Origin of the sequence: Acidiphilium sp. 34-64-41 (assembly GCF_002282635.1) — a bacterium.
Classification (GTDB): Bacteria; Pseudomonadota; Alphaproteobacteria; order Acetobacterales; family Acetobacteraceae; genus Acidiphilium; species Acidiphilium rubrum.
In genome coordinates, this window is the sequence record NZ_NCJX01000026.1 from 1 (window position 1) to 23,642 (window position 23,642).

The 23,642-nt window shown below is 62.8% G+C and carries 22 protein-coding genes; 7 read left to right on the forward strand and 15 right to left on the reverse strand.

All coding sequences use genetic code 11. The features are described from left to right. Positions 1-46 precede the first annotated feature (46 nt). The 4 genes from B7X49_RS07555 to B7X49_RS07570 all read right to left on the reverse strand — a co-directional run bounded on the left by B7X49_RS07555 (position 47) and on the right by B7X49_RS07570 (position 3,987). Entirely contained in the window at positions 47-796 is a 750-nt protein-coding gene (locus B7X49_RS07555) for a hypothetical protein (RefSeq protein ID WP_286703292.1), read from the reverse strand. After that, positions 793-2,142 carry a flagellar hook-associated protein FlgK gene (gene flgK / locus B7X49_RS07560; protein ID WP_286703291.1) on the reverse strand — a complete coding sequence of 450 codons (1,350 nt, stop codon included), beginning with the start codon at positions 2,140-2,142 and terminating at the stop codon, positions 793-795. The genes B7X49_RS07555 and flgK overlap by 4 nt, the downstream gene beginning before the upstream one ends. Before the next feature lie 24 nt (positions 2,143-2,166). Continuing rightward, the gene (gene flgE, locus B7X49_RS07565; RefSeq protein WP_286703290.1) at positions 2,167-3,468 is read right to left on the reverse strand and encodes a flagellar hook protein FlgE; all 1,302 of its coding nucleotides are present in this window, start codon (positions 3,466-3,468) and stop codon (positions 2,167-2,169) included. 267 nt (positions 3,469-3,735) lie between these two features. Continuing rightward, positions 3,736-3,987 (reverse strand): hypothetical protein, encoded by a 252-nt coding sequence (locus tag B7X49_RS07570; RefSeq protein ID WP_286838855.1) that lies wholly within the window; start codon positions 3,985-3,987, stop codon positions 3,736-3,738. Positions 3,988-4,912: 925 nt separating this feature from the next. Between B7X49_RS07570 and B7X49_RS07575 the strand changes: the two genes are divergently transcribed. Both B7X49_RS07575 and B7X49_RS07580 read left to right on the forward strand, forming a co-directional pair. Further along, positions 4,913-5,548 carry a hypothetical protein gene (locus B7X49_RS07575; protein WP_286838857.1) on the forward strand — a complete coding sequence of 212 codons (636 nt, stop codon included), beginning with the start codon at positions 4,913-4,915 and terminating at the stop codon, positions 5,546-5,548. 33 nt (positions 5,549-5,581) lie between these two features. Next, complete coding sequence (locus tag B7X49_RS07580) at positions 5,582-6,382, forward strand: flagellar hook assembly protein FlgD (RefSeq protein ID WP_286703288.1); 801 nt, start codon at positions 5,582-5,584, stop codon at positions 6,380-6,382. Positions 6,383-6,388: 6 nt separating this feature from the next. Here the strand turns inward: B7X49_RS07580 and B7X49_RS07585 are convergent, their stop codons facing one another. The 9 genes from B7X49_RS07585 to rpmH form a co-directional block, all read right to left on the reverse strand. Beyond that, positions 6,389-6,700 carry a carboxymuconolactone decarboxylase family protein gene (locus B7X49_RS07585; RefSeq protein WP_286703287.1) on the reverse strand — a complete coding sequence of 104 codons (312 nt, stop codon included), beginning with the start codon at positions 6,698-6,700 and terminating at the stop codon, positions 6,389-6,391. Positions 6,701-6,951: 251 nt separating this feature from the next. Beyond that, positions 6,952-10,107: an efflux RND transporter permease subunit gene (locus B7X49_RS07590; protein WP_286703286.1), complete on the reverse strand. Its 3,156-nt coding sequence runs from the start codon at positions 10,105-10,107 to the stop codon at positions 6,952-6,954. Positions 10,108-10,111: 4 nt separating this feature from the next. Next, positions 10,112-11,218, reverse strand: coding sequence for an efflux RND transporter periplasmic adaptor subunit (locus tag B7X49_RS07595; protein WP_286703285.1), 1,107 nt, complete (start codon positions 11,216-11,218; stop codon positions 10,112-10,114). Between the two features lie 440 nt (positions 11,219-11,658). Further along, positions 11,659-12,558 carry an acetylglutamate kinase gene (argB, locus tag B7X49_RS07600; protein ID WP_029312618.1) on the reverse strand — a complete coding sequence of 300 codons (900 nt, stop codon included), beginning with the start codon at positions 12,556-12,558 and terminating at the stop codon, positions 11,659-11,661. Positions 12,559-12,776: 218 nt separating this feature from the next. Beyond that, the gene (gene yihA / locus B7X49_RS07605) at positions 12,777-13,436 is read right to left on the reverse strand and encodes a ribosome biogenesis GTP-binding protein YihA/YsxC (RefSeq protein ID WP_265636845.1); all 660 of its coding nucleotides are present in this window, start codon (positions 13,434-13,436) and stop codon (positions 12,777-12,779) included. A 2-nt stretch (positions 13,437-13,438) separates the two neighbouring features. Beyond that, entirely contained in the window at positions 13,439-15,220 is a 1,782-nt protein-coding gene (yidC, locus tag B7X49_RS07610) for a membrane protein insertase YidC (protein WP_286703284.1), read from the reverse strand. Further along, positions 15,213-15,509 (reverse strand): membrane protein insertion efficiency factor YidD, encoded by a 297-nt coding sequence (yidD, locus tag B7X49_RS07615; protein ID WP_286703283.1) that lies wholly within the window; start codon positions 15,507-15,509, stop codon positions 15,213-15,215. Before yidD ends, yidC begins: the two co-directional genes overlap by 8 nt. Continuing rightward, the gene (rnpA, locus tag B7X49_RS07620; protein WP_286703282.1) at positions 15,506-15,904 is read right to left on the reverse strand and encodes a ribonuclease P protein component; all 399 of its coding nucleotides are present in this window, start codon (positions 15,902-15,904) and stop codon (positions 15,506-15,508) included. Before rnpA ends, yidD begins: the two co-directional genes overlap by 4 nt. 50 nt (positions 15,905-15,954) lie before the next feature. After that, positions 15,955-16,089, reverse strand: coding sequence for a 50S ribosomal protein L34 (rpmH, locus tag B7X49_RS07625; RefSeq protein ID WP_076454639.1), 135 nt, complete (start codon positions 16,087-16,089; stop codon positions 15,955-15,957). 372 nt (positions 16,090-16,461) lie between these two features. Between rpmH and B7X49_RS07630 the strand changes: the two genes are divergently transcribed. From B7X49_RS07630 to B7X49_RS07640, 3 genes are all read left to right on the forward strand, one after another. Next, a complete protein-coding gene (locus tag B7X49_RS07630; RefSeq protein ID WP_286703281.1) occupies positions 16,462-17,376 on the forward strand; it encodes a patatin-like phospholipase family protein in 915 nt (304 codons plus the stop codon). A 268-nt stretch (positions 17,377-17,644) separates the two neighbouring features. Then, the gene (locus B7X49_RS07635; protein ID WP_286703280.1) at positions 17,645-19,042 is read left to right on the forward strand and encodes a HAMP domain-containing sensor histidine kinase; all 1,398 of its coding nucleotides are present in this window, start codon (positions 17,645-17,647) and stop codon (positions 19,040-19,042) included. A gap of 40 nt (positions 19,043-19,082) precedes the next feature. Next, a complete protein-coding gene (locus B7X49_RS07640) occupies positions 19,083-21,260 on the forward strand; it encodes an arginine/lysine/ornithine decarboxylase (protein ID WP_286703279.1) in 2,178 nt (725 codons plus the stop codon). 38 nt (positions 21,261-21,298) lie between these two features. Here B7X49_RS07640 and cueR read toward each other — a convergent pair whose 3' ends face one another. Beyond that, positions 21,299-21,709, reverse strand: a complete 411-nt coding sequence (cueR, locus tag B7X49_RS07645; protein WP_286703294.1) for a Cu(I)-responsive transcriptional regulator — start codon at positions 21,707-21,709, stop codon at positions 21,299-21,301. Positions 21,710-21,883: 174 nt separating this feature from the next. Here cueR and B7X49_RS07650 point away from each other — a divergent pair, with 174 nt between their 5' ends. Continuing rightward, positions 21,884-22,201: a PepSY domain-containing protein gene (locus B7X49_RS07650; protein ID WP_286703278.1), complete on the forward strand. Its 318-nt coding sequence runs from the start codon at positions 21,884-21,886 to the stop codon at positions 22,199-22,201. A 55-nt stretch (positions 22,202-22,256) separates the two neighbouring features. Here the strand turns inward: B7X49_RS07650 and fghA are convergent, their stop codons facing one another. After that, positions 22,257-23,108 (reverse strand): S-formylglutathione hydrolase, encoded by an 852-nt coding sequence (fghA, locus tag B7X49_RS07655; protein ID WP_324504008.1) that lies wholly within the window; start codon positions 23,106-23,108, stop codon positions 22,257-22,259. A gap of 304 nt (positions 23,109-23,412) precedes the next feature. Between fghA and B7X49_RS07660 the strand changes: the two genes are divergently transcribed. Further along, complete coding sequence (locus B7X49_RS07660) at positions 23,413-23,616, forward strand: cold-shock protein (protein WP_029312631.1); 204 nt, start codon at positions 23,413-23,415, stop codon at positions 23,614-23,616. Positions 23,617-23,642: the final 26 nt, after the last annotated feature.

The window sequence follows — 23,642 nt, forward strand, 5'->3', positions numbered from 1 at the left end:
AGCAAGGTTGGCGTCAGCACCCATATTTTTGCTCAAACTCAATGACTTAAGCCACACCCGCCAGCGAATCCCTGACATGCGGCGAATAAGATGGGCTAGGGGAGGCCGCCGGGATCAGCGTGTTGGCATTGGCGACCAGCCCCGTGGTGATCAGCGCACCACCCGCACCGAGTACCTGAGGCGGTTGCAGCGTGCCGAGCGCGCTGTTGAACGGTGTGTTTAGCTTGCCCGCGCTGATGGCTGCGGCGGCCGCATTCGGGTTGGACGTCAGATTTTGTACCGCAGTCTGAATACTGGTATAAAATAGCGTTGCCGTCATCGAATTCGGGCTCGATATTGGCGGCACGCCGCTGTTCTGGCCGCTGAAGACATAGGCCGCGCCATCCTGGGTGTTGAGCAGATTGCCGATCTGGCTCAGGGCCTGACGCGCCATCGAGGCGGAGGTCAGCGCCCCCTGAGGTGTTGCCGCATTGACGGTCTGGAACTGCGACAGCACGCTCGATGCGATCTGGCTGATCGCGGTGATCGTGCTCTGCTGGACCTGCATCTGCCCCGCGACGGCGTTGAGATTGGTCACGGTAGAATTGATGCCGGCGATCTGCGGCGCGATCGACAAGGCGCCCGCCGCCGATCCCGGTGTCGCGTTATCGAGTCCGGCGTAGGTGCCGGCGACGTAGCCGGTGGTCGATTGCGTGGTCAACTGGTCGAGTTTGGCGGATGTTCCCGAGGCCTCGGCGATCAACTGTTGCATCAGGCCATACGTGCCGCCAGTGATGCCGGAAATGGAACCGCTCATGAAATCATGGCCTCCTGGGCTGCCCACATCTGCTGGGCGATGTTGACGACTTTGGCATTCGCCGCATAGGCGTTCTGCAGCGTGACCAGCAGGCCCATCTGTTGGTCGATGCTGACGCCGCTGGTGGATGACGCCTGGTTGGTTAGAGCGGTGGATAGCGATGCAGCCGCGGTGCTGGCGGTTTGGGCGTTGCTGCTGAGCGCCGCCTGATTGGCGGTGACATTGGTTGCCGCCGTCGCGAGGGTGCCGCCTGGCGCTGTGGCCGCGCTGGTCACGACCGCGCTGATCACGCCGGTGAAGCCGGTGGCGCCGGTGGGGTTCAGCGGGCTGGCCTGCGTGCCATCGCGCACGAGCGATGGCGTCGCGACGACTTTGGGATTGACGGTAATGACGCTGGCGAAGCCGGAGGCCGTTGAGGGAACATTCCCGGACGGATCGGAAAACAGGGTGAGGCCGGTGGCGGCAAAGCCGCCTGCCAGGGATTGGGCGAAACTATCGAGATTGGATTGCAGGCCCGGCAGGGTGGTGGTCGCCAGTTGCAGGCCGGCGCCGATCGATCCGGCGGTGAACGTACCGGTCACAGTCTGGCTGCCGAGGGTGATGACCGGCGGATTTCCGGTTGCCTTGAATGCACCGGCGCCAGCGGTTGGCAATTGCTGGCCGGAGGGCGTGTAGAGCGAGATGGCGCCATTGGGCTGCGCGATGGATTTGGCACCGGTGAGCGACGCGATGGTCTGCACCAGGGCATCGCGTTGGTTCTTCAGATCGGCGGTGCTTTTGCCCTGTTGGCTCAAGCTGATGATCTGGTTATTGAGCGTGCCGACCTGGGTCAGTGACGTATTCAGCGATGTGATGCCGGTGGCAACATCGGTCGATGCGGTCTGCGTCGCATTGCTGATCGCGCTGGAAATGGAATTGATCTGGCGGGCGAGCGTTTGCGCGCTCGAGACGACAGCGGATTGCTGCACCGTGTTGGACGGGTTGGTCAGTAGCGTGGCAAAGCCCGATTGGAGATTGCCGAGCAGACTCGACAGATCGTTACCCTGGCCCGGCGTGCCCATCACCTGATCGACGCCGGACAACGATTGAGCGGTGGTTTGCTGAAACGACTGATCACCGACCGCGGCGTTGACCTGGGCCTGCATACTAGCGTTGACCTGTTGGGTTGCAGGTCCGCTGATGACGCCGCTGCCCAGGCCCTGTGCCGATGTCGCGGTCAGCGTTGCCGCTTCGGCCGAATAGCCGGCGGTGTTCGCGTTGGCGATGTTTTGCGACACCACCGCCAGCTGCGCTTGGATTGCGGCGAGGCCGCTATTGGCGATTAAAAGTCCGCTTCCGATGCTCATCGCAATGATTATCCGCTTAAATAGTTACTGAACCATGTTCACGGTGGTCTGTAATAATTGCTGCGCCGTAGTAATCACCTTGGAATTGGCGGTATAGGCCTGCTGCGCGGTGATCAGGCTGGTGAACTGGGTGGCGATGTCGACATTGGAGCTTTCGGTCGAGCCGGTGACGAGCGCATTGCCGTTGCTGCCGACCGCGTTGATCGTGGCGGCGCCCGAACCCTGGCTCGCGGTGTAGAGCTGACCGCTCTGGTTCTGTAGCGCATCCGGCGCATTGAATGTCGCGAGCGGGATCTGAGCGACGGCCTGGGAGAAGCCGTTGCTGTAATTGACCGTGATATTGCCTTGCGTATCGATCGAGAGATTGGAAAAATTACCGGGCGGCGTGCCGTTCTGGGAAGCACCCTGGAGGTTGAGACCGGTGCCCGCGTATTGCGTCAGACCGGCGGTACCACCGAACGTGCCGAAATCGAGCGCGATATTCTGGGTGCCGTTGCCGAAATTGGCTGGAATCGTTAGGGTTGCTGGTTGCCCGGCCGTGTTTTTCGATGCCGAAGCGCCGGCGCTGCTGGTACTCAACGTACTCAACGTACCATCGCTCCCGAATGTCATGCTCGCGGTCGCGATCGGGGTGTTGGCGGTGTTGCCGGCTGTATCGCCGGGTGCGTAGGCGGCCATGCTCCACTGGTTGGCGCCCGTCTGCGTCCAACTGAGATTGAGTTGCTGCAGATTGCCGAGCGAATCATAAATATCGACCTGCGTACTGACCGGCGATGTCGCTGGCGTTGTCGGCAGGGAGGCGGATAACGTGACGGTGCTCGTCGCTATCGGTGGCGTGGTGGCCTGGGAAATCTGGATCGGCGCCAGGGACGAGGTGTTGACGACACCGTTTGTGGTGTTGATCGACCAGCCATTCAGATAGGCACCTGTGCCGTTCACCAGGTAGCCCTGCTTGTTCAACTTGAAATCGCCTGACCGCGTATAGTATTGTTGCGTTTGAAAATTCTGGGTCGCGCTGCTGGATGCGGTACTGCTTACAGGGTCGCTGACATTGAAATAACCCTGTCCGCTGATCGCCAGTGCCAGAGGGTTGGTACTTTGCGTGATCGTTCCAGCCACTGTGTTGCTGTAGTCGGGCCGCGCGATTACCGAGTCGGCACCATTGCTGGTGGATGAACTCTGGGTGAGATAGTTTATGAAATTGGTATCGACCCCCTTGTACCCGGTGGTCTGGCTGTTGGCGATGTTATCGCTGATGTTGGTGAAGGCGCTGGACTGCGCCTGCATGCCACTGACCGACGTATCCAATGCGCCAAAAATCGACATTCTGTCCTCGTTGCTAGAAGTGTAGCGGTTTTGCTGTTAACGGGTTGCGACCCGATGGGGCCGCGTTCGTGAAGATGAAGCGTCCAACGAGTTTGCAGGAACCATGCCAGCGGCCCGGCGCGGCGGCGGTGCGCGGATTGAGCCGGGCCGGCGGCCGCAAAATTGCCGCCGGCCCGGCAGATTTCGCCGGGCTATCCATAAATGGCTCGGCAAAATGTGCCGGGTGACCATGCGGAGAGCCCCGGTTTATGGCCAACCCCGATGAACTCACGCCAGCCGGCGATGCGTGGCGGGTTGGCAGGAATCTTGCAAAGGTCGCGGCATGACTGGTCTTCCCGTAGCAACCAATGCCCTTATCGCCGCAGCCCCCGTGAAACCGGCGCCGGCGGCGACAACGCCCGTATCAGGGCCATCGGGGGCGCTCCCGGCAGGGGCAGCGCCGATCCTGTCGAGCGCGGCCGTCGCGCCGACGGCGGCGGCATCGTTCAGGCAGGCGCTGTCGTCTGTGTCGCCCGGCAAGGGCGGCTCCGTCGATCACGCTAAGCCCTCCGCACCCCCGATGGTGTCGGAGACGCCGGTGGCGGCACCCGATGCCCATGGAACCAAGGGGCAGAATGAGGCGCAATTGACGGTTGCTGCCGGCCCGGCATTCGGGGGTGGCGACGCGGTAAGTAAGGCAATGGCGGCAGAGGCGGCGGGCGTGGGCGTTGCGAGCGGTCGTAACTCAACCGGCGGCCTCATGTTAGGACCGGACAAAACTAAGACCAAGCAGGGCGCGGCGAAGACCGCGGATAGTACTTTGGCGGTATCGGTCGCGTCATCGCCCCAGCCAGCGCTGCCGCCGGCAGGAACGATACTCCCCGCCACGCCGCAACCGATGTTGCCGCAACCAATGACACCAACGCCGGTTGTCGCGGGTCAATCGGCCGAACGCGCGATGGTCGCCTCCGCCGGGCCGCCAGTATCCAAAACGGGATCGAACTTGTCCAACTCCGTTGCATCGAGCCGGCCTGCTTCGCACGCGTCAGCGAAGGAGTTGCCGACCGCGGGAGCCGGGGTGCCAGCCTCGGCAAGTGGACAAGCTGCCATCGTTCCCGCGGGTCCGGCGGGTGCCGCAGCCTTGTCGCAAGGCGGACCTTCGCCGGTGACGCCCCTGCTATCCGTCCAGCTCCAAGGCAACGCGACTTCGGGAATCCCGATGCCGGCCCACGGACCGGCCGGACCTTTGCCAGCGACGACGCTGCCATCCGTCGGGACCCAAGGCAACGGGACTGCGGGGGGGGCGATGCGGGCCTACGGGCCGGCCGGACCTTCGCCAGAAACGACGCTGCCATCCGCCGGGGGCCAGGGCAATCCGACTCCGGGAAGCGTGCCCGCCCACGGACTAGCCGGCCCTGCCGCTACGCCGGCCCAAAAGGCCACCGCACCGCTTTCGGCGAGCGTCTTGGCGAGCGGATCAAGCTTCGGTGGTGCGCTTGCCGTCCCCGCGCTAGCGGCGGCACCATTTGACGGCGGCGCAGCGGCTCCGCTCGGGGCCACAGCGGGTGCAGCGGCCTTCCATGCCGCCACGCAGCAGGTCGCGACGGCGATGGTAGGGGTTGCCCCCCTTGCGGCGGATGCCGGCGGCACGCGACTCATGATCGCGATGGCACCGCCCGCGATCGGGATGGTCAGTATCCAGATCGACCGTGCGGCCGATGGCACATCGGCGATTGCGGTGGCCGCAACCCATCCGGTCACCTTGGCGGCGCTCCAGAACGACCATGCGGCGCTCGACCAGATGTTGACCCTAGCCGGGATACCGGCGGATCATCGGAGCGTCACATTTCATCTCGACGCACCGCGCCCCGATGGCGGCGCGGGCGCCACACTGTCGCAGGGCGGCACTGGCCAAGGCGGCGGCTCGCTGGAGCATGGGGCGGGTCGTCAGTCAGGCGGTCAGCCAGCGCCTGGCAGCGCGCAAACGTATGATCGTCTGGGTCATGCTGCGGCGCATATTCCAGAGAGCGTCGCTATCGGCGGCACCGCACCGCAGTCCATCCTTCAGATGCGCCGCTTCGGCGTGAACATGATGGCCTGACAAGGCCATGATCCGACCAAAGGAACCGTAAAAATGTCCGGCACAATTGCTTCAGTCGCCTACCAGCAAAGCCAGTTGACCGCAGCGGCCAACGCGGCTGCGGCGGGGTTGACCAATACCGGATCGAGCGCGGCTGGTTCAGCCGGCGGCACGAGCTCGACAACCGCTTCGGCAACCGGCACCGGTACATCGAGTTCCTCGGCCAGCGGTGGCGCTCTCGGAGCGCTCTCAAGCAACTACAATAACTTCCTGACAATGCTGACGACACAGCTGAAAAACCAGGATCCGTCGAGCCCGATGGATTCCAGCCAGTTCACCTCGGAACTGGTGCAATTTTCCAGCGTGGAGCAGCAGATCAACACCAATTCGAGCCTGGGGCAGCTGATCCAACTGACCCAGGCCGGCGACCTGACGCAGGCGAGCGCGATGCTCGGCAGTCAAGTCACCGCAACATCCAACAAGGTGCCGTTGCAGAACAGCAAGGCGAGCCTGAGTTTCACCGCCCCGGCCGCTGAACCGGTGGCGATCGCGGTCTACAACAGTGCCGGCACACAAATTCTGGATACCGCGCTGACCGCGACTCAGGGCAGCAATACGTGGAACTGGAACGGCAAGGATTCCAGTGGCGCGACGGTGCCGGATGGTGCGTATACCGTGGCGGTGATGGGGCAGGGCAGCAGCGGCACCGCGACCGCACTGCCCTTCACGGTGACCGGCACGGCAACCGGGGTAAGCAGTGGCACCAACTCGGTATCGCTCAACCTCGGCGCGCTATCGGTGCCGTTCACCGCGGTCACCAGCGTCAGCAAGGCCGCTACAACCACTGGCGGCTGACGCCGATTATGCCTTATCGTGGAAACAATGGGTGCCGTGGGTGACCGCGGCACCAGCCCGCAACGCGGCCGTTACCATGATGGTTTCAGCCAGTTCGGCATCGGTCGCGCCGGCGGCACGGGCCTTGCCGACATGGATTTCGATGCAGTAGGGGCATTGGGTCGTGTGGGCGACGCCCAGGGCGATCAGTTCCTTGTATTTCACCGGCACGGCGCCATCCGCCATCGCGGCGGCATCGAACGCGGCGAAGGCCTGCATCGCCTTTGGTGCATGGGTACCGATGGTGGCGAGATGTTTGAGGTTCTTCATATCGTACATGGGCGGATCCAATTTTAGTTGATGTTATTGGTCGCAGTGAAGGAATGTCAGCCGATGACGTCAACAGCGAGCCATTTCACGACGGGTTGACGAGACTTGCTCCGGCGAGGTTCGATTGATCGATCGTCAATCAGGTGGCGGCCTGTTGCAGGGGGCGCCATGCCTGCGACGATCGTCGTCGTTGGAATGCCGCCTCCGCGCCTGGCTCTGTTTGCGCGCCGCCCCGGACTCCCGCGCTCTGGCCCCCGCGCTCAGTCGTCGCCGACGTGTTCGGCGATACGAGCTTGCGGCTGGGTGCGGCGTCTGCGGCCGGTGCGTTCGCGCAGGCTTTCGAATACGACGTACAGCAGCGGGATGACGAAGATGCCGATGCCGCTGGCCAGGATCATGCCGGCGAACACCGGGGTGCCGAGCGAGCGCCGGGTGATCTGGGCGGCGCCGGTGGCGATTACGAGCGGCAGCAAGCCGAACACGAAGGCGATCGAGGTCATCATCACGGCGCGGAACCGCATTTTGGCACCCATGATAGCCGCTTCGTGGATGCTCATGCCTTCCTCGCGGCGTTCCTTGGCGAATTCGACGATCAGGATGCCGTTTTTGGCGGCGAGCGCGATCAACACGATGAGTCCGATTTCTGCGTAGAGATCGAAGGTCAGCCCGGCGATGACGATGCCGAGCATGGCGCCGAACACGCCAACCACGACGGACAGCAACACCGGGATCGGGATGATCCAGCTTTCATACAGGGCCACCAGGAACAGGAACGCGAAGGTGAGCGATAGGCCAAACACGTAGATCGCCTGGCCCTTCGCCTGTTCCTGCAAATAGGCGGTACTCGTCCAGTCATACGAGAAGCCGGCCGGCAGCACGCGGGCCGAGAGTTTCGCCATCGCGGCGAGAGCGGCATTCGAGGACACGCCCGGTGCCGGGTTGCCGATGACCGGTGCCGCTTCGGAATCGTTGTAGCGGCTGATGATCTGCGGTCCGAGCACGGTATGCGCGGTGGCGAGCGAGCGCATCGAGATCATCGCACCGGAGTTGCTGCGCACATAGATCCGCCAGATCCCGGCCTCGGTATCGCGATCGCGCGCCTTGGCCTGGATGTTCACCTGCCACACCTGGCCGAACAGGTTGAACTGATTGACGTAGTAGCCGCCGAGCGAGGCCTGGAGCGCCTCGAAGATCGAGGATACCGGCACGCCGAGCGCCTGCGCCTTGGCACGGTCGATATCGAGATAGATCGAGGGTGTGTTTGCCGAATACGTGCTGAAGACGTGGCTGAGTTTCGGATCGCCGTTGGCCGCGACGATCAGCGCCTTGAGCACGGAGTTGAACTTCTGCTCGCTGGCCGATTGCACGTTCTCAAGCTCGTAGGTGAACCCGCCGTTGGTTGACAGGCCGATAATCGGCGGCAGGTTGAACGCGATCACGCTCGCGCCTTTGATCTGCGCGCCCATAGCGAACACCTTGCCGATCACCGCCTGTACCGAATTCGCCGCCCCCGGCCGTTTTCCGAACGGCTTCAGATGCGCGACCATGAACAGCGCGTTCGGCTCGGTCGCCGAATCCAGAATCGAGTAGCCATTGATCGCAATCACGTCCTTCACCTGCGGCAGGGTATGGATCATTTTGGCGAGTTTCTGCCCCATGGCGTCGGTGCGTTGCAGCGAGGCGCCGGGTGGCAGGGTCGCCTGGATGAAGAACGCACCCTGATCCTCATCGGGCAGGAAGCCGCCCGGCGTGATGCTGCCAAGTACGGCGGCGCCGATGCCGAACAGCAGGATCACCACGAGCACCAGCACCGAGCGTTTGATCACCTTGCCGACGAAATTGGCATATCCGTCGCGCGTGCGATCGATGAACCCAAGGATCTTCGCCATGACGCCGCGTTTATGGGTCTGCCGGCGCAGCAGCAGCGCGCACAGCGCGGGCGAAAGCGTCAGCGCGTTCAGCGCCGAAATCAGCATCGCGGTGCTGATCGCGACGGCAAACTGGGTGAATAGCAGGCCGGACAGACCCGGAATGAACGCGGTCGGCACGAACACCGACAGCAGCACGAGCATGATCGCGATGATCGGTGCCTGGATCTGCGCCATCGCCACTTTGGCCGCTTCCTTGGACGACATCTCCGGGTTTTCTTCCATCACCCGCTCGATGTTTTCGACCACGACGATCGCGTCATCCACCACCAGCCCGGTCGCGACCACCAGCGCGAGCAACGTGACGGTATTGGCTGAATAACCCAGTGCCAGCATGAAGGCGAAACTGCCTAGCAGCGCGATCGGCACGACGATTGAGGGCACCAGTGCCGCGCGCCACGAGCCGAGAAACAGGAACACCACGATCACGACCAGCACGAACGCTTCTATCAGCGTCTTGATCACCTCATCGATCGTGTCGGACACGAAGGAGCTGGAATTATACACCGTCTTGTTGGACAGGCTCTTGGGAAACCGCTTCGCCAGCGTTGCGATTTCCTTCTCGACCCGCGCGGAGGTGGCCACCGCATTCGCACCCGGCGACAAGAACACGCCGATCGCGACACCGGGATGGCCGTTGATCCGGTCGATCTGATTTTCGCTCTGCGGCCCGAGCGCGATTTTCGCGACATCCTTGAGCCGCAGCAGCGACCCATCCTTGTTGCCGCGGATCACGATGTTGCCGAACTGCTTTACCGTGCTCAGCCGGCCCTGGGTCTGCACTGAAAGCTGATACTGCTGATCGTGGCCGATCGGCATCAACCCGATCGTACCGACCGGCGCCTGCGTGTTCTGGTCCTGGATCGCGCTGATCAGATCGCCCGGCGTCAGCCCCAGCTCGGCGAGGCGGTTGGTGTTGTAGACCACCCGCATCGAGTAATCCTGCTCACCGAACATATGCGCCTGACCGACGCCTGCCACCCGTGATAACGGATTGAGCACGTTGATCTTGACGTAGTTGGAAATCTCGAGCGGCGTCAGCTTGTTGTCTGGGCTATAGAAAAACACGAATTGCAGCACCGAGGACGATTTTTTAGTCACCGTCACGCCTTCCTTCTGCACTTCGGAGGGCAATTGCGTCAGCGCCTGCTGCACCGCGTTGGTAACGTTCACTTCATCGATGTCAGGATCGCTGCCGAGCTTGAAGGTCACCGTGAGGCCGTAGGTGCCGTCGTTGGCGCTGGTCGATGAATAATAAATCTCATCGTTCAGCCCGTTGATCTGTTGCTCCAGCGGCTCCGCGACCGTGTCGTTCACCACCTTGGCTGAGGCGCCGGGATAGGTGGCGCTTACCTGCACCGATGGCGGCACGATCGAGGGAAACTGCGCCACGGGTATCCGAGTCATCGCAATCGCACCGGCGATCGTGATCACGATCGCAATCACGATCGCAAAACGCGGCCGATCGATGAAAAATGAAGGAATCATCGGCTTATCCCTGCGCCACGGGCGATTTCACCACATCAGGTTTAACGACGATGCCGGGGTGCACCTTCTCGATCCCATCGACGATCACCTTGGCACCCAGCGCTAGCCCGCTCGCAACCGTCGCCGTCGCGGGGGTGGTCTGACCGAGCTTGATGCTGGTCCGAACCACCTTGTTCTGTGCGTCGAGCGTCAGCACGTAATCGCCCAGCTGGTCGGACAGCACGGCATCGCGCGGCAGCACGATCTGCTCGACCGGATGTTTCGCCCGCACCACAACCGTTACGAATTCGCCGCTGGTCAGTTCGCGATTGTTCACCTTCGCCTTGCCCAGCCCGGGGATTACCGGATTGGCGATGGTGCCTTGCATCGCCAGACTGTCGGTCGTCTGGCTGATCTGGTTGCTGGTGAAATCGAGCGTACCGGTCTGCTTGTCCATCCGCCCGTCCGGCAGCCGCAATTGCAGTTCCACCGCATCGAGCCCGCCCTGCTTGGCGTATTCCTGACGTAGTTTCAGCGCATCCCGCGCCGGCATCGAGAACGTCACGTTGATCGGGTTCTGGCTCACCACGGTCGCCAGCGTGCCGGTGGTCGGGCTCACGACGTTGCCGATGTTGATATTGGTCGGCCCGATCCGCCCGTTGATCGGCGCGCGGATCTGCGTGTAGCTCAGATTGATCGCGGCGGTCTCGCGCTGCGCCTTGGCGGAAGCCACGTTGGCGGCATCGCTCTGCTCGGTCGCACGGTCGTTATCGAGCGTCGAACGTTGACCCGCCGGCGTATGTAACAGCGCTTGCGACCGGCCGAGTGTGATCCTCGCATTTGCCAGGGTCGCCTCCGCCGATGAAACCGCCGCATTGGCCTGGTCGAACGCCGCCTGATACGGACCAGGCTCGATCACGTAGAGCAACTGGCCTTTCTTGACGTCACCACCCTGGTGGAACAGTCGCTGCTCCAGATAACCGGTGATCCGCGGCACCAGATTGACAATCTGGGTTGCCTGGATGCGCCCGATATAGGACGTCTCCTGGTAGACCTTCTGCTTGTGCACCACCACTACGCTCACGGCGGGCGGGGGCGGGGCGGCGGCGTGGGCAATGCTGATACCAGCCATAACGGCAACCGCGGCGGCACGTCCACTCGTCACTCGACGCATCGAAACCTCTTTCAAGACCGAACCAGAACAGGGAAGATCGGTTAAAACCCGACTTCGGCAAGCCGGCCCGCAGCCAGCGGCGGGCCAAGCGGACCTCATCATTAAAAAATGACAATGATGCTGCCATGCCGGAACGTAAGGCCGCGGCGCTGCCGCGTCAATCACGTGCCCGTCGGGGTCCGTGTGACCGGCGCGGTGAGGGGAGGGGAGACCCGGCTTTTTCGCGAACGAAATACGGGCATAATCACCGGTGTCCCGGTTCGGCCAGTGCCAGCGAAGACGCCCGCGTCTCGGATCAACGAAAGTTTTTTGCTGGTTTTTTACAATAAAGCAGGGCTTGTCTGCCGCCGAACGCAGCCCCGCCGTCGCAACATTTAGTCACAAACCAAAATTCGGCCTTAAGCGTGGATCAACGTGCCGATGCCGCCCTCGGTGAACAATTCCAGCAAGCAGGCGTGATGCACCCGGCCATCCAGAATCGTCGCCCCCTTCACCCCATCGCGCACCGCGGCAATACAGGTCTCCACCTTCGGGATCATGCCGCCCGATATCGTGCCATCGGCGCGCATCGCATCGATCTGATCGACTGTCAGATCCGCCATCAACTGCCCCTCGCGATCGAGCACCCCCGGCACGTCGGTCAGCATCAGTAGCCGGTTCGCGCCCAGCGCCCCGGCAATCGCCCCGGCCACCGTATCGGCATTGATATTATACGTCGCACCATCCGCCCCGACGCCGACCGGCGCAATCACCGGAATCAACCCTGCACCGGTCAGCGCATGGATCACCCGCACATCGACATGCTCAGGCTCGCCGACAAACCCGAGGTCGAGCGCGGTCTCGATCGCGCTGCCAGGGTCCCGCCGCGTCCGTGTAAGCTTGCGCGCACGGATCAACCCGCCATCCTTGCCGCAAATCCCCACCGCCAGCGCCCCGGCGCGGTTGATCAGCCCCGCGACCATTTTATTCACCGTGCCGGCCAGCACCATCTCCACCACCTCGACCATGGCGGCATCGGTCACCCGCAGGCCATCGACGAAGGTCGACTGGATTTTCAGGCGTGACAGCATCGCATTGATCTGCGGCCCGCCGCCATGCACCACGACCGGATTGATACCGACTTGCTTCAGCAGCGCGATATCGCGGCCGAATTCATCGGCCAGCGCGTCTTCGCCCATCGCGTGACCGCCGTATTTCACGACGATCGTCGCACCGGCGTAGCGCCGCAGGTAGGGCAGGGCGAGGGCAACGATGCGCGCCTGCTCGGCTGCGTCGGCGTGGCGGTCGGTACTGGTCATGGCGGCACGAGGTTCCTTTGGCTTGGGGCCGTCTATGGTGAGGGGGGCGCGGGGTCAAGTCGGCGGAAACAGGGAAGGGACGGCTTCTTTTTTGTAAAAAAGAAGCAAAAAAACTTTCTGATTCTGGGACACGGGCGTTTGAACCGCAGCAGGCCCCACAAACAAAAGTTTTTTTGCTTCTTTTTTTTCAAAAAAAGAAGTGCTCGCCTTCCCTCACCTCAAACTACCAACGCCGCGATCGAAGCCCGCAATTCGGCAATCCCCAGCCCGGTCTCGCTCGATGTCACGATAACATCATTCAGCGCCGCCGGATGTTTGCGCGCAATCGCCAGAATCGCTTCATGCTTGCGGGCCAGCACCTCGGGTTTCATTTTGTCGGCCTTGGTCAGCACGATCTGAAACGCCACTGCCGCCTTATCGAGAATCCCCATGATCGTGTGATCCGCCGGCTTGTCCTCGATCCGCGCATCCATCAGCAGAAGTACCCGCCGCAGGTTCGGCCGGCCGCGCAGATAGCGAAACATCAGCCCCTGCCAGTCCCGCTTTACCGCCTTCGGCGCTTCGGCATAGCCGTAGCCAGGCATATCCACGATCGAAAGCCGACCCTCACCGACCTGGAAAAAATTCAGCTGCCGCGTCCGCCCCGGCGCCTGCGCCACGCGCGCCAGCGCGACATGTCCGGTGATTGCATTGATCAGCGTCGACTTGCCGACGTTCGAGCGCCCGGCCAGCGCCACTTCGATGCCGCGCGCCTCGAGCAAGCCTTCCACCGTCTGCGCCGCGTGCACGAACTGGGTATTCTGCGCGAACAGCAACCGCCCGGCTTCGAGCGCCGCAGCCTCGCCGATTTCAGGATCGGGGGGGATAACCTCGGGCATCGTCAGGCCTTCACATCAACTTGGCGCCGCGGCGGCCGCGTAACGCCGCGCATGATGAACCATTGTTGCAGGATCGTCAGCGAGTTGTTGATGCAATAATACAGCACCAGCCCGGCGGCGAAGCGGCCAAGCATGAACGTGAAGATCACCGGCATGAACTGCATCATCTTTGCCTGCGTCGGGTCCGGTGGCGGCGGGTTGAGCTTCTGCTGGCCCCACATCGTCAGCCCCATGATGATCGGCAGCACGCCCAGATGCAGGAACGGCGACAACGTGCTCGGATGATACGGAATCAGCCCGAATAGATTGAATACATTGGTCGGGTCCTCGGCCGCCAGATCATGCACCCACAGCATGAACGGCGCATGCCGCATCCCGATCGAGATGAAAATCACCTTGTACAGCGAAAAGAAAATCGGAATCTGCGGCAGCATCGGTAAACAGCCCGCCGCCGGGTTCACGCCCTCCGATTTGTAGAGCGCCATGATCTCTTTCTGCTGCTGGACCGTATCGTCCTTCAGCCGCTCGCGGATGGCAGCAACCTTGGGGGCCACCGCGCGCATCCGCCCCATCGACCGGTACGACGTCCGCACCAGCGGAAACAGGACGAGCTTCAACATCACGGTGAATACGATGATCGCGACACCATAGTTGCCGAACACCGAGGCCAGATAATCCAGCGCCTCGAAAATCGGCTTGGTCAGAAAGAAGAACCACCCGAAATCGATCGCCCGCTCGAACAGCGGAATATGATATTTCGCCTCATACCCGTTCAGAATGCTGAGAACCTTGGCCCCGGCGAACACGTGCAGCGTGGTCCCCGACGTCGCACCCGGTGCCGCATCGATCGCCTTGGCCGTCATGTAATCGACCTGCCAGGCTCCCTGCTTCGGATCGCCCGGCCGCTCCAGATACCGATAGGCACCGGTCATCTCGGTGCCCTGGCTCGGAATCAGCGCGGTCAGCCAATATTTTCCGGTAATCCCGGCCCAGCCGCCCAGATTCGTGTCCTGAAATGCCGTGCCCGGTGCCTGGCCGACCTGCGGATGCTTGCCACCCGATTTCACGCCATCATAGCTCATTTCGTGGAGCGTGCCCTTGAACGCGCCGATCGGCCCCTTGTGCAGCGTGAACGACCCCTCGACCGTCGGCAGATAGTCCCGCCGGATGCGCGACCACGGAAACACCGCAACCGCAGTCTTGCCGGCATTCACTACCCGCTGCTGCACCGTCACCATATATTCGGTATCGACCGTCATCAGCAGCTCGAACGTCACGCCCGCGCCGTTGTTCCACGACAGTGTGACCGGATGATTGGGCGACAGCGTCCCCGCCGAACTGGTCCACAATGTCTGCGGCCCCGGCACCGCCAGCGCCGAACCCGGTGCCGCATCCCAGCCGAATTGCACGTAATACGATTTCTTGCCGCCCGGCCGCGACAGCAATTGCACCAGCGGTGATTTTTTCGAGACGGTCTGATGGTAATTGGTCAAAACCAGATCATCGAGCCGCGCGCCCAGCAGGCTCATCGAGCCTTTGATCGCCGGCGCATCGATCATCAGTCGCGGCGCGGCGGCCGCGGCCGTTGTCGCCTCGCCCGGTACGCCCGGCGCCGCACCGGACGATGCGGCACCGCTCGCAGGCGCCATCGTGCGCGATACCGTGCTGTGCGCCACGATCGGCTTCGGCGGCGGCTTGGGCAGGAAATAGCCGCCCAACACCTGAAAGATCACCAGGATCACGAGCGAGATCGAAATAGCGTATAAAAGTCGGCGATTATCCATGAATTGTCTTTTCGTTCGGTAACGAGGAAGCCTCGGGAGCGTCGCAAACCATCAGGGCCGGTCGCGGTGCCGGCGGCACGGGATCAATGCCGCCCTCATGCCACGGATGACACCGCAGAATCCGCCGCACCGCCAGCAAACTTCCGCGCGCCGCGCCATGCAGATCCAACGCCTCCATCGCATATGCGCTGCACGAAGGGTAAAATCGGCACTGGCCACCCAGCACCGCAGCGCCGATGAGCTGATACGCGCGCACCGCACCGCGCAAAGCGCGGGCCTGCGGCGTCATGAAGACGGGCCGTTCACGGCACCAGCCGGCCCGGACGATTGATGTCCAAACGACAAATCCAGAATCGCACCGATGTCCGCCTGCAAATGCGTGAAATCCACCGTGGCACTGTCCTTGCGGGCAATCAGCACGATATCCGCGCCCGCCACTTCGCCGCGCGCCCGGCGCACCGCCAATTCCAAGCGGAACGCCGCCCGCAGCCTTCGCCGCGCGCGGTTGCGTGCCACGGCATTGCCAATTTTGCGACTCGCCGTCAGCCCCAGCCGGAGCTGATCACCAGGGCTGGTCTTGAATACCTGCACCACAACGCCAGGCCGCGCCACCTTGCGGCCACGTGCAGCGGCACGCAAAAAATCGGCACGTTTCGGGAGAGAGTCAGGAAGTGCCCGTGGCATCAAGCCGGTCCGCAATCAAAGAGATCGGTGCCGAACATCAGCACCAGAAATCAGGCCGAAAGGCGCTTGCGGCCCTTGGCACGACGATTGGCCAGAACCTTGCGGCCGCCAACGGTCTCCATGCGCGAGCGGAAACCATGGCGGCGCTTACGAACGAGTTTGGATGGCTGATAAGTGCGCTTCACGGTCTGTACTCCAACAAATCCCGGTCTGACGGGCAGATCATTATGATGACAAAAACGGACACGAGGCCGCGTTCCGGGTGGAGCGGCTCATCGTCGCGCCGTCTTAAGCATCACGGCTCGCTGCCGTCAACAAATCAGCGCGGTTGGGTGTGGGTTTAAGGCAAGGAGGAAGGAAGCACTTCTTTTTTGGAAAAAACCAAAAAACGTTCTGACCCTGGAGCACGGGCGTTTGAAGCGGCGCAGTCCCAAACGAACAAAGTTTTTTTTGCTTCTTTTTTGTTCACAAAAAAGAAGACCTTCCTTCTTCCTTCGCTTTACCACCCCGGAACCCTGTGCGCTTGCCGAAACGGCGTTCGGCCCACACTATGGGTCATGACCAAGAACAGCGCCCGAACCGCCGGCCCTACTGCCCTGGCCCTCCAAGGCGGCGGCTCCCACGGCGCCTACGCTTGGGGCGTGCTCGATGCCCTGCTCGAAACCGGCTTCACCTTCGATGCCGTGTGCGGCGTCTCCTCCGGCGCCATTCTCGCCACGATGGCCGTGCAGGGCCTCGTGCGAAACGGCGCCACCGGCGCCCGCACCGCCATGGCCGCATTCTGGGACCGCGTTGTCGCCACCAATATGTTCGCCCCGCTCACCGGCCACCTCGACCGCTGGGTCCCCGGCTTTGAAATCGGCCGCGAATTCGGCAACAGCATCGCCATGCAAGGCATGTCCGCCCTGGTCAACATGTTCGGCGCCGCCACCATCAACCCGCTCGGTCAGAACCCGCTGCGCCCCATCCTCGCCGACCTGCTCGACCCCGACGCCCTGATCCACCCCAGCGCCAAACGCCTGTTCATCGCCGCCACCGCCGTCGAATCCGGCCGCCCCCGCATCTTTACCAACCAGGACATCACAACCGACGCCCTGCTCGCTTCCTCCTGCCTGCCCATGCTGTTTCCCCCCGTCACCATCGACGGCATCGCCTACTGGGACGGCGCCTACTCCGGTAACCCACCCCTCGCACCACTCCTCGCCCTCAATCCAACCCGTCTCGTCCTCATCCGCGCCCAAAGCCGCCTCCGTGCCGGCGTGCCCACCCAAACCAACGATATCCTCAACCGCGTCCAGGAAATCGCCTTCCAAACCGCCATCGACGCCGAATGCGCCATGCTCCCCCCCAGCCTCGCCTTCACCGAATACACCGCCGACCAGGCCCTCGCCGGCCTCACCCCCGAATCCCGCGCCAACGCCGACCGCACCTTCCTCGACCGCCTCTTCACCGCCGGTCGCGCGGGCGCATGACCGCCACGGGGGCCGGGGTCGAGCCAAAGAAGGCCAGGGGGATCTGCCCCCTGGCCCCCCGCCAAAGGCAGGGCCTTTGGAATCCATTAGTTTCAGGCGAGGGGAGGGCAGGCATGGAATTTGGAGCGGCAATCGTTTGGATGCCCTCCCCTCGCCTGAAACCTGCGGGTTCTAAGGGCTGTGCCCTTAGCGGGGTCCAGGGGCAGAGCCCCCGGCCTTCCTTGCTTTTAACCCCGGCCCCCGTTGCGGTCATGCGCCGGAGCGGCGGATGTTGAGGCCGATGGCGCGGCGGGTGCGGCATAGTTTATCGGCGCGGTTGTTGTGGTTGACGGTGGGTGTGACGTTGCTGGTCGAGGTGATGATTCTGTTGCCGAGTTTGGGGCGGGAGCGGATGGCGTGGCTGACCAACCGTGTGACGGAGGCGCATCTAGCGGGTTTGACGGTCTCGACGGCGCCGCATGGTGTGGTCGATTTATCGACGCGCAACGAGTTGTTGCGGTTGTCGGGCACGGAGGCGATCCGGCTGGTCGAGGGCGGGCGGAGTATTTTGGTGTTGCCGCCGCGTGGCACGGTTCATGCGGAGGGCCAGATCAATATTGCGCATGAGACGTTGATTGGTTCGATGGTGCGGGCGGTTGCGGTGGTGCTCAACCTGGAGCCGCCGGACATTCTGGTGACGTCGCCAAGTCCGTTACAAAAGGGTGTGATCGTCCAGATTGTCGTGCACAATCCGACTTTGGCGGATCATTTGCGGCGGTATATGGCGCATATCGCGGCGTTATCGGTGGCAATTGCGTTGGTGACCGGGCTGATGGTGTATCTGGCGCTCGACCGCATATTGGTGTTGCCGATGCGCCGGCTGACCGAGAGTATCGCGCGGTTTCGGGCCGATCCGGAGCATGCGGCGCCCGTTGCGATGCCGCGCCGCCGGCGGGTTCGTGATGACGAGATTGCCTTGGCCGCCAGTGAACTCACCGCGATGCAGACCGAGTTGCGAGCCGCTTTGTGGCGCAATGCGCGACTGGCGGCGTTGGGCACGGCGGTTGCGAAGATCAGCCATGATCTGCGCAACATTTTGTCCTCGGCGTTGCTGGTCGCGGACCGGCTGTCGGGCAGCGACGACCCTGGCACACGGCGTGCGGCGACGACGCTGGTGACCGCGGTGGAGCGCGCGACCGATCTGGTCACCAAGACGCTGACCTTCGCGCGTGAGGGGCCGCCGGCGGTGTTGCGGGCCGGGTTTCCTTTGGGCGATCTGGTCGGTGAAGTGGCCGATCAGGTGATGGCGCAGGTCGAAACGGTGGCGGTCGCAGCGGAAATCCCGTCCGGTCTGGCTCCGCCGCTGGACCGGACGCAGATGTTCCGTGCTCTGTTCAACCTGATCCGCAACGCTGCCGAGGCGGGGGCCCGGCATGTGACGGTGCGGGCGGCCAGCGAAGCCGGCGTTGTCACGATCGATATCGAGGACGATGGTCCCGGCCTGCCTGAGCAAGCCCGCGCCAATTTGTTCCGTCCTTTTACCGGTTCCGCCCGCCGCGGCGGCACCGGTCTGGGCCTCGCGATCGCGCGCGACCTCGTGCGCGCTCATGGCGGCGAACTCGACCTGGTGGCAACCTCCGACCATGGGACTCTGTTCCGAATTACCCTGCCGACCGAACTGATATAATCGGGCGCCACGATCATACCGGCGAGCATAAGGAGCGGCGATGAGCAGTTTGCAGGATTATCCGATTGCGGTGGTCGACGACGATTATGCCGCAGAATCGGCGGCGGGCCGTGTGGTCCGGGCGTTGGTTGGTGCGTTCGAGGCGCGGGGCCATGCGGTGCTGGCCGGGCTGACGGTTGACGATGCGCGGGCCGGGCGCGTGCTGTACACCGGCTTATCGGCCGTGCTGGTGTCGATCGACGGATTTGCCGACCGTGATGCGTTGATCGAGGCGTTGGACCGGATCGTGGCCCTGGCGTTGGCGCGGGCGCCGGATCTGCCGTTGTTTTTATATGGCGAGCGGCGGATGCCGGATGATCCGCCGGTGGCGCTGATGGAGCGGATCGACGGGTATTTATACCTGCATGAAGACAGTCCGGCGTTTATGGCGGGCTATGTGTCGAGTGCGATTCATCGGTATCTGGATGCGATGTTACCGCCGTTTTTCAAGGCGTTGGTGCGCTATACCGATGCGGCGAAGTATTCCTGGCACACGCCTGGTCATGGTGGCGGGGTGGCGTTCATGCGCTCGCCGGTCGGCCAGGCGTTTCACCGGTTTTTCGGCGAGACGACCTTGCGGGCGGATTTGTCGGTCTCGGTGCCGGAGTTGGGTTCGTTGCTCGATCATGCGGGTCCGGTGCGCGAGGCGGAGCGTGAGGCCGCGCAGAGTTTTGGTGCGGATTCGACGTTTTTCGTTACCAACGGTACGTCATCGGCCAACAAGATCGTCTGGAGCGGTCTGGTCGGGCCGGGCGACAAGGTTCTGGTGGACCGGAATTGCCATAAATCGATCGTGCATGCGCTGATCATGACCGGGGCCAGCCCGATTTATCTGCGGCCGAGTCGCAATGCGTATGGCATTATCGGCCCGATCCCGCGCGCGCAATTCGAAGCGGCGGCGATTGCGGCGCAGGCGGGCGGGCGCATCCGGATCGCTACGGTGACGAACTCGACCTACGATGGTCTGTGCATCAACGCGGATGCGGTGAAGCTGGCTTTGGCGCCGGTGGCGGATGCGGTCCATTTCGATGAGGCATGGCTCGCCCAGGCGCATTTTCATGAGTTTTATCGTGGTTTTTACGCGATGAGCGACGGGGCGGGGCCGGTCGAACCTTTGGTGTTTTCGACGCAATCGACTCACAAGGTTCTGGCCGCGATTTCGCAGGCGTCGATGGTGCATCTGAAGGAGGGCTCGGCGCAGAAACTCGATCCTGACCGATTCAACGAGGCGTTCATGATGCACTCCAGTACCTCGCCCTGGTATGGCATCATTGCGTCGTGCGATGTGGCGGCGCGGATGATGCGCGGTGCAGCGGGGCGCACGCTGGTCGATGAAACCTTGCACGAGGCGGCGGCGTTCCGGCGCAGCATCGCGGCGTTGGGCGATACCTTCGCGGCGCGTGGCGACTGGTGGTTCAAGCTATGGGAACCGGCGGGTGCCGGGTTCGACCAGGTGGATTGGACGCTGAAACCCGGCGACGCCTGGCACGGGTTTGCCGAGATCACCGAGGGGTTTTCGCTGCTGGACCCGATGAAGGTGACTATTTTGTGCCCGGGTCTGGGTGATGAGGATGGCATTCCGGCGCCGATCGTTGCGAAATTCCTGTGGTCGCGCGGCATCGTGGTCGAAAAGATCGGCACGTATCATTTTCTGATCCTGTTCACCCTCGGCGTCTCGCGCGGCAAATGGAGCAATCTGGTCACTGAATTGCTGGCGTTTCGCGCGCATTATGCGGCCAACACGCCACTGGCCGATGTGATGCCCGATCTGGTCCGCGAATCGCGCGCCTATGAGCGCATGGGTCTGCGCGATCTGTGCACGGCGCAGCACGCGGTCTATCAGGATGGCCGGGTTCTCGCGATCCAGAATGCGATGTTCGAAACCCTGCCCGAACAGGTGCTGACGCCGCAGCAGGCGCATGCCGAACTCGCCGGCGGCCGGGTCGAGCAGGTGGGGCTCGACGCGCTGCACGGCCGGGTACTGGCGCGGATGGTGGTGCCGTATCCGCCGGGCATTGCGCTGATCGTGCCGGGGGAGCGCGTGTCCTCGCCGCTCATTATCGAATATCTGCGCTTCGCCGCGGCCTGGGATCGGCAGTTTCCTGGGTTCGAGGCCGATATTCATGGCGTTCGCAAGGATAACGACGGTAATTATCTGCTCGATTGTGTGCGGCGGTGAAGGACATTGCAGGTCGTCTGCTCGTTGGCTCACCACCGTCATCCGGCCGCGGCACGGCGTCCCTGCGCCGCCAGATCATCGAGGATCGGACAATCCGGCCGATCATCGCCATGGCAGCACGCCGCGAGATGGCGCAATTGCGCGCTCATCGCCTGTAACCCGGCCACCTTTGCATCCAGCGCGGCGAGATGTGCGAGCGCCACCGCCTTCACTTCGGCCGATGGCCGGTTGCGGTCGCGCCATAACGACAACAGCACCCGGATATCCGCGATCGAAAATCCCAGATCCCGGGCGCGATGGATGAAGCCCAATTCATGGATCAGTCGCGGATCGTAGAACCGGTAGTTGTTCTCACCACGCACCGGTGGTTCGATCAATCCGATCGACTCGTAATGCCGGATCATCTTGGCCGACACGCCGCTGCCCGCCGCCGCTTCGCCGATCGTCAAATGCTCGCCCATGGTCTTCCTCGCTCCGAGCGCCTTGCAAGCATTATGGGTCACGGTTTTGCCAGCGGCAATTCGAGGTTACCGATCGATACAGCCGCTGTCATGGTCTGGGTTTGCGGCACGGCGCCTGATGGCAGTGCGGCCGATCGTGGGCCGTGGCATCAGGAGACACACATGACGAAGCGTATTGTATCGATCCGGAACATTGGCTTGATCGCGGCGGTCTCGGTGGCGGCGTGCGGCGCGGGGTTGGCCTATTCCGGGCAAGCTTTGCAGAAGGATGCGGCGATCACGCCGACCCATGCGCAGGCCATCGCGTTGAAGGCGCAGAGGGGGCGGGTTACGGATATGGAACTGGAGCGCGAGGCGGGTGGGTCCGGTCTGCGCTATTCGTTCGATATCAAGGCAGCGGGTGCGACGCACGAGGTCGGCGTGGATGCGAAGACAGGGGCGGTGCTGGAGAACAGCATCGACGGCGCGCATCCCGATTGAGCTCGGCGATGTCCGGCGGGCGACCGCCGGACATTTGCCTCCGAGACTTTTCGCGTCAGAGATATTTCGCATGAAAGCGCAGGTGATCTTCCACGAAGCTGGCGATGAAGAAGTACGAATGGTCGTAGCCATCCTGCATGCGCAGGTCCAGCGCGACGCCCTTGGCGGCGCAGGCCTCCTGCATCAGTTCGGGCTTGAGTTCGCGGGTCAGGAACGGGTCTGCGCTGCCCTGGTCGATCAGGATGGGCGGGCCGGCCCAGCCGCGATCGGCGATGAGGGCGGTGGCGTCATAGGCGCGCCAGGCGGTGCGGTCGGCGCCGAGGTAGCCGGTCAGCGCCTTTTCGCCCCAGGGGCAGCGCATCGGTGACACGATGGGCGCGAAGGCGGAGACCGATTTAAAGGTTTCGGGGTGTTTGAGCGCGATGGTCAACGCGCCGTGGCCGCCCATCGAATGGCCGAAGATGCCGATGCGGGCGGGATCGATCGGGAGTTCGGCGTTCAACAGGTTGGGCAGTTCGCGGCTGATGTAGGAATACATGCGATAGCCGGTCTGCCAGGGTGCTTCGGTCGCATCGACATAGAAGCCGGCGCCGGAGCCGAAATCGTAGGCATCGTCTTCGCTGGGGTAGTGCAGGCCGCGGGGCGAGGTATCGGGCGCGATCAGCGCGATGCCGAGTTCGGCGGCGATGCGCTGCGCACCGGCTTTGACCACGAAATTCTCTTCGGTGCAGGTAAGGCCGGCAAGGTAGTACAGCGCCGGCACCGGCCCGTCAGCGGCCTGGGGCGGCAGGAATACGCCAAAGCGCATCGGACAGCCGGTCTCGGTCGATTCATGGCGGTACACGCTCTGCGTGCCACCGAAACTTTTCTGAGTGGAAATTGTCTCAAATGTTTTCGATACGATCACGAATTATCCTCCCTGGAACAGACGATTGCACTTATCGCCGTTCGGCGGTTTGGGCGCAAATAGGACCTCCGGCGGGGAATATTGTCACGCGCTGCGGGAAAGGGCGTGTCCGCTGCGCGAGCCATGCGTATTCGCGTTGACAGGCACGCATCTTTCTGCGTCATTAACTATGCAATCGACTTTGGCTTGCCTTGTTGCACGAGACGGGTCTCCGTATGCGGCCAAGACGTCCAAAACCCGGTTGTCCCTCTTGAGCCGTGCGGCGGTCGCACGGTGGGTGTGTCTTAGGAGCGACGACGCAACAATGGCGATCGGCACTGTCAAGTGGTTTAACACCACAAAAGGTTTCGGGTTCATCGTACCGCAGGATGGCGGCAAGGATGTATTCGTTCATATCACGGCAGTTCAGGCAGCGGGCATGCGCGGCCTGAATGAAGGCCAGAAAGTCTCATACGAAATCGCGATGGAACGGGGCAAGGCTGCCGCCATCAACCTGAAAGCCGTCTGAAGTTTCTGACTTCGGGGTTGTCGATC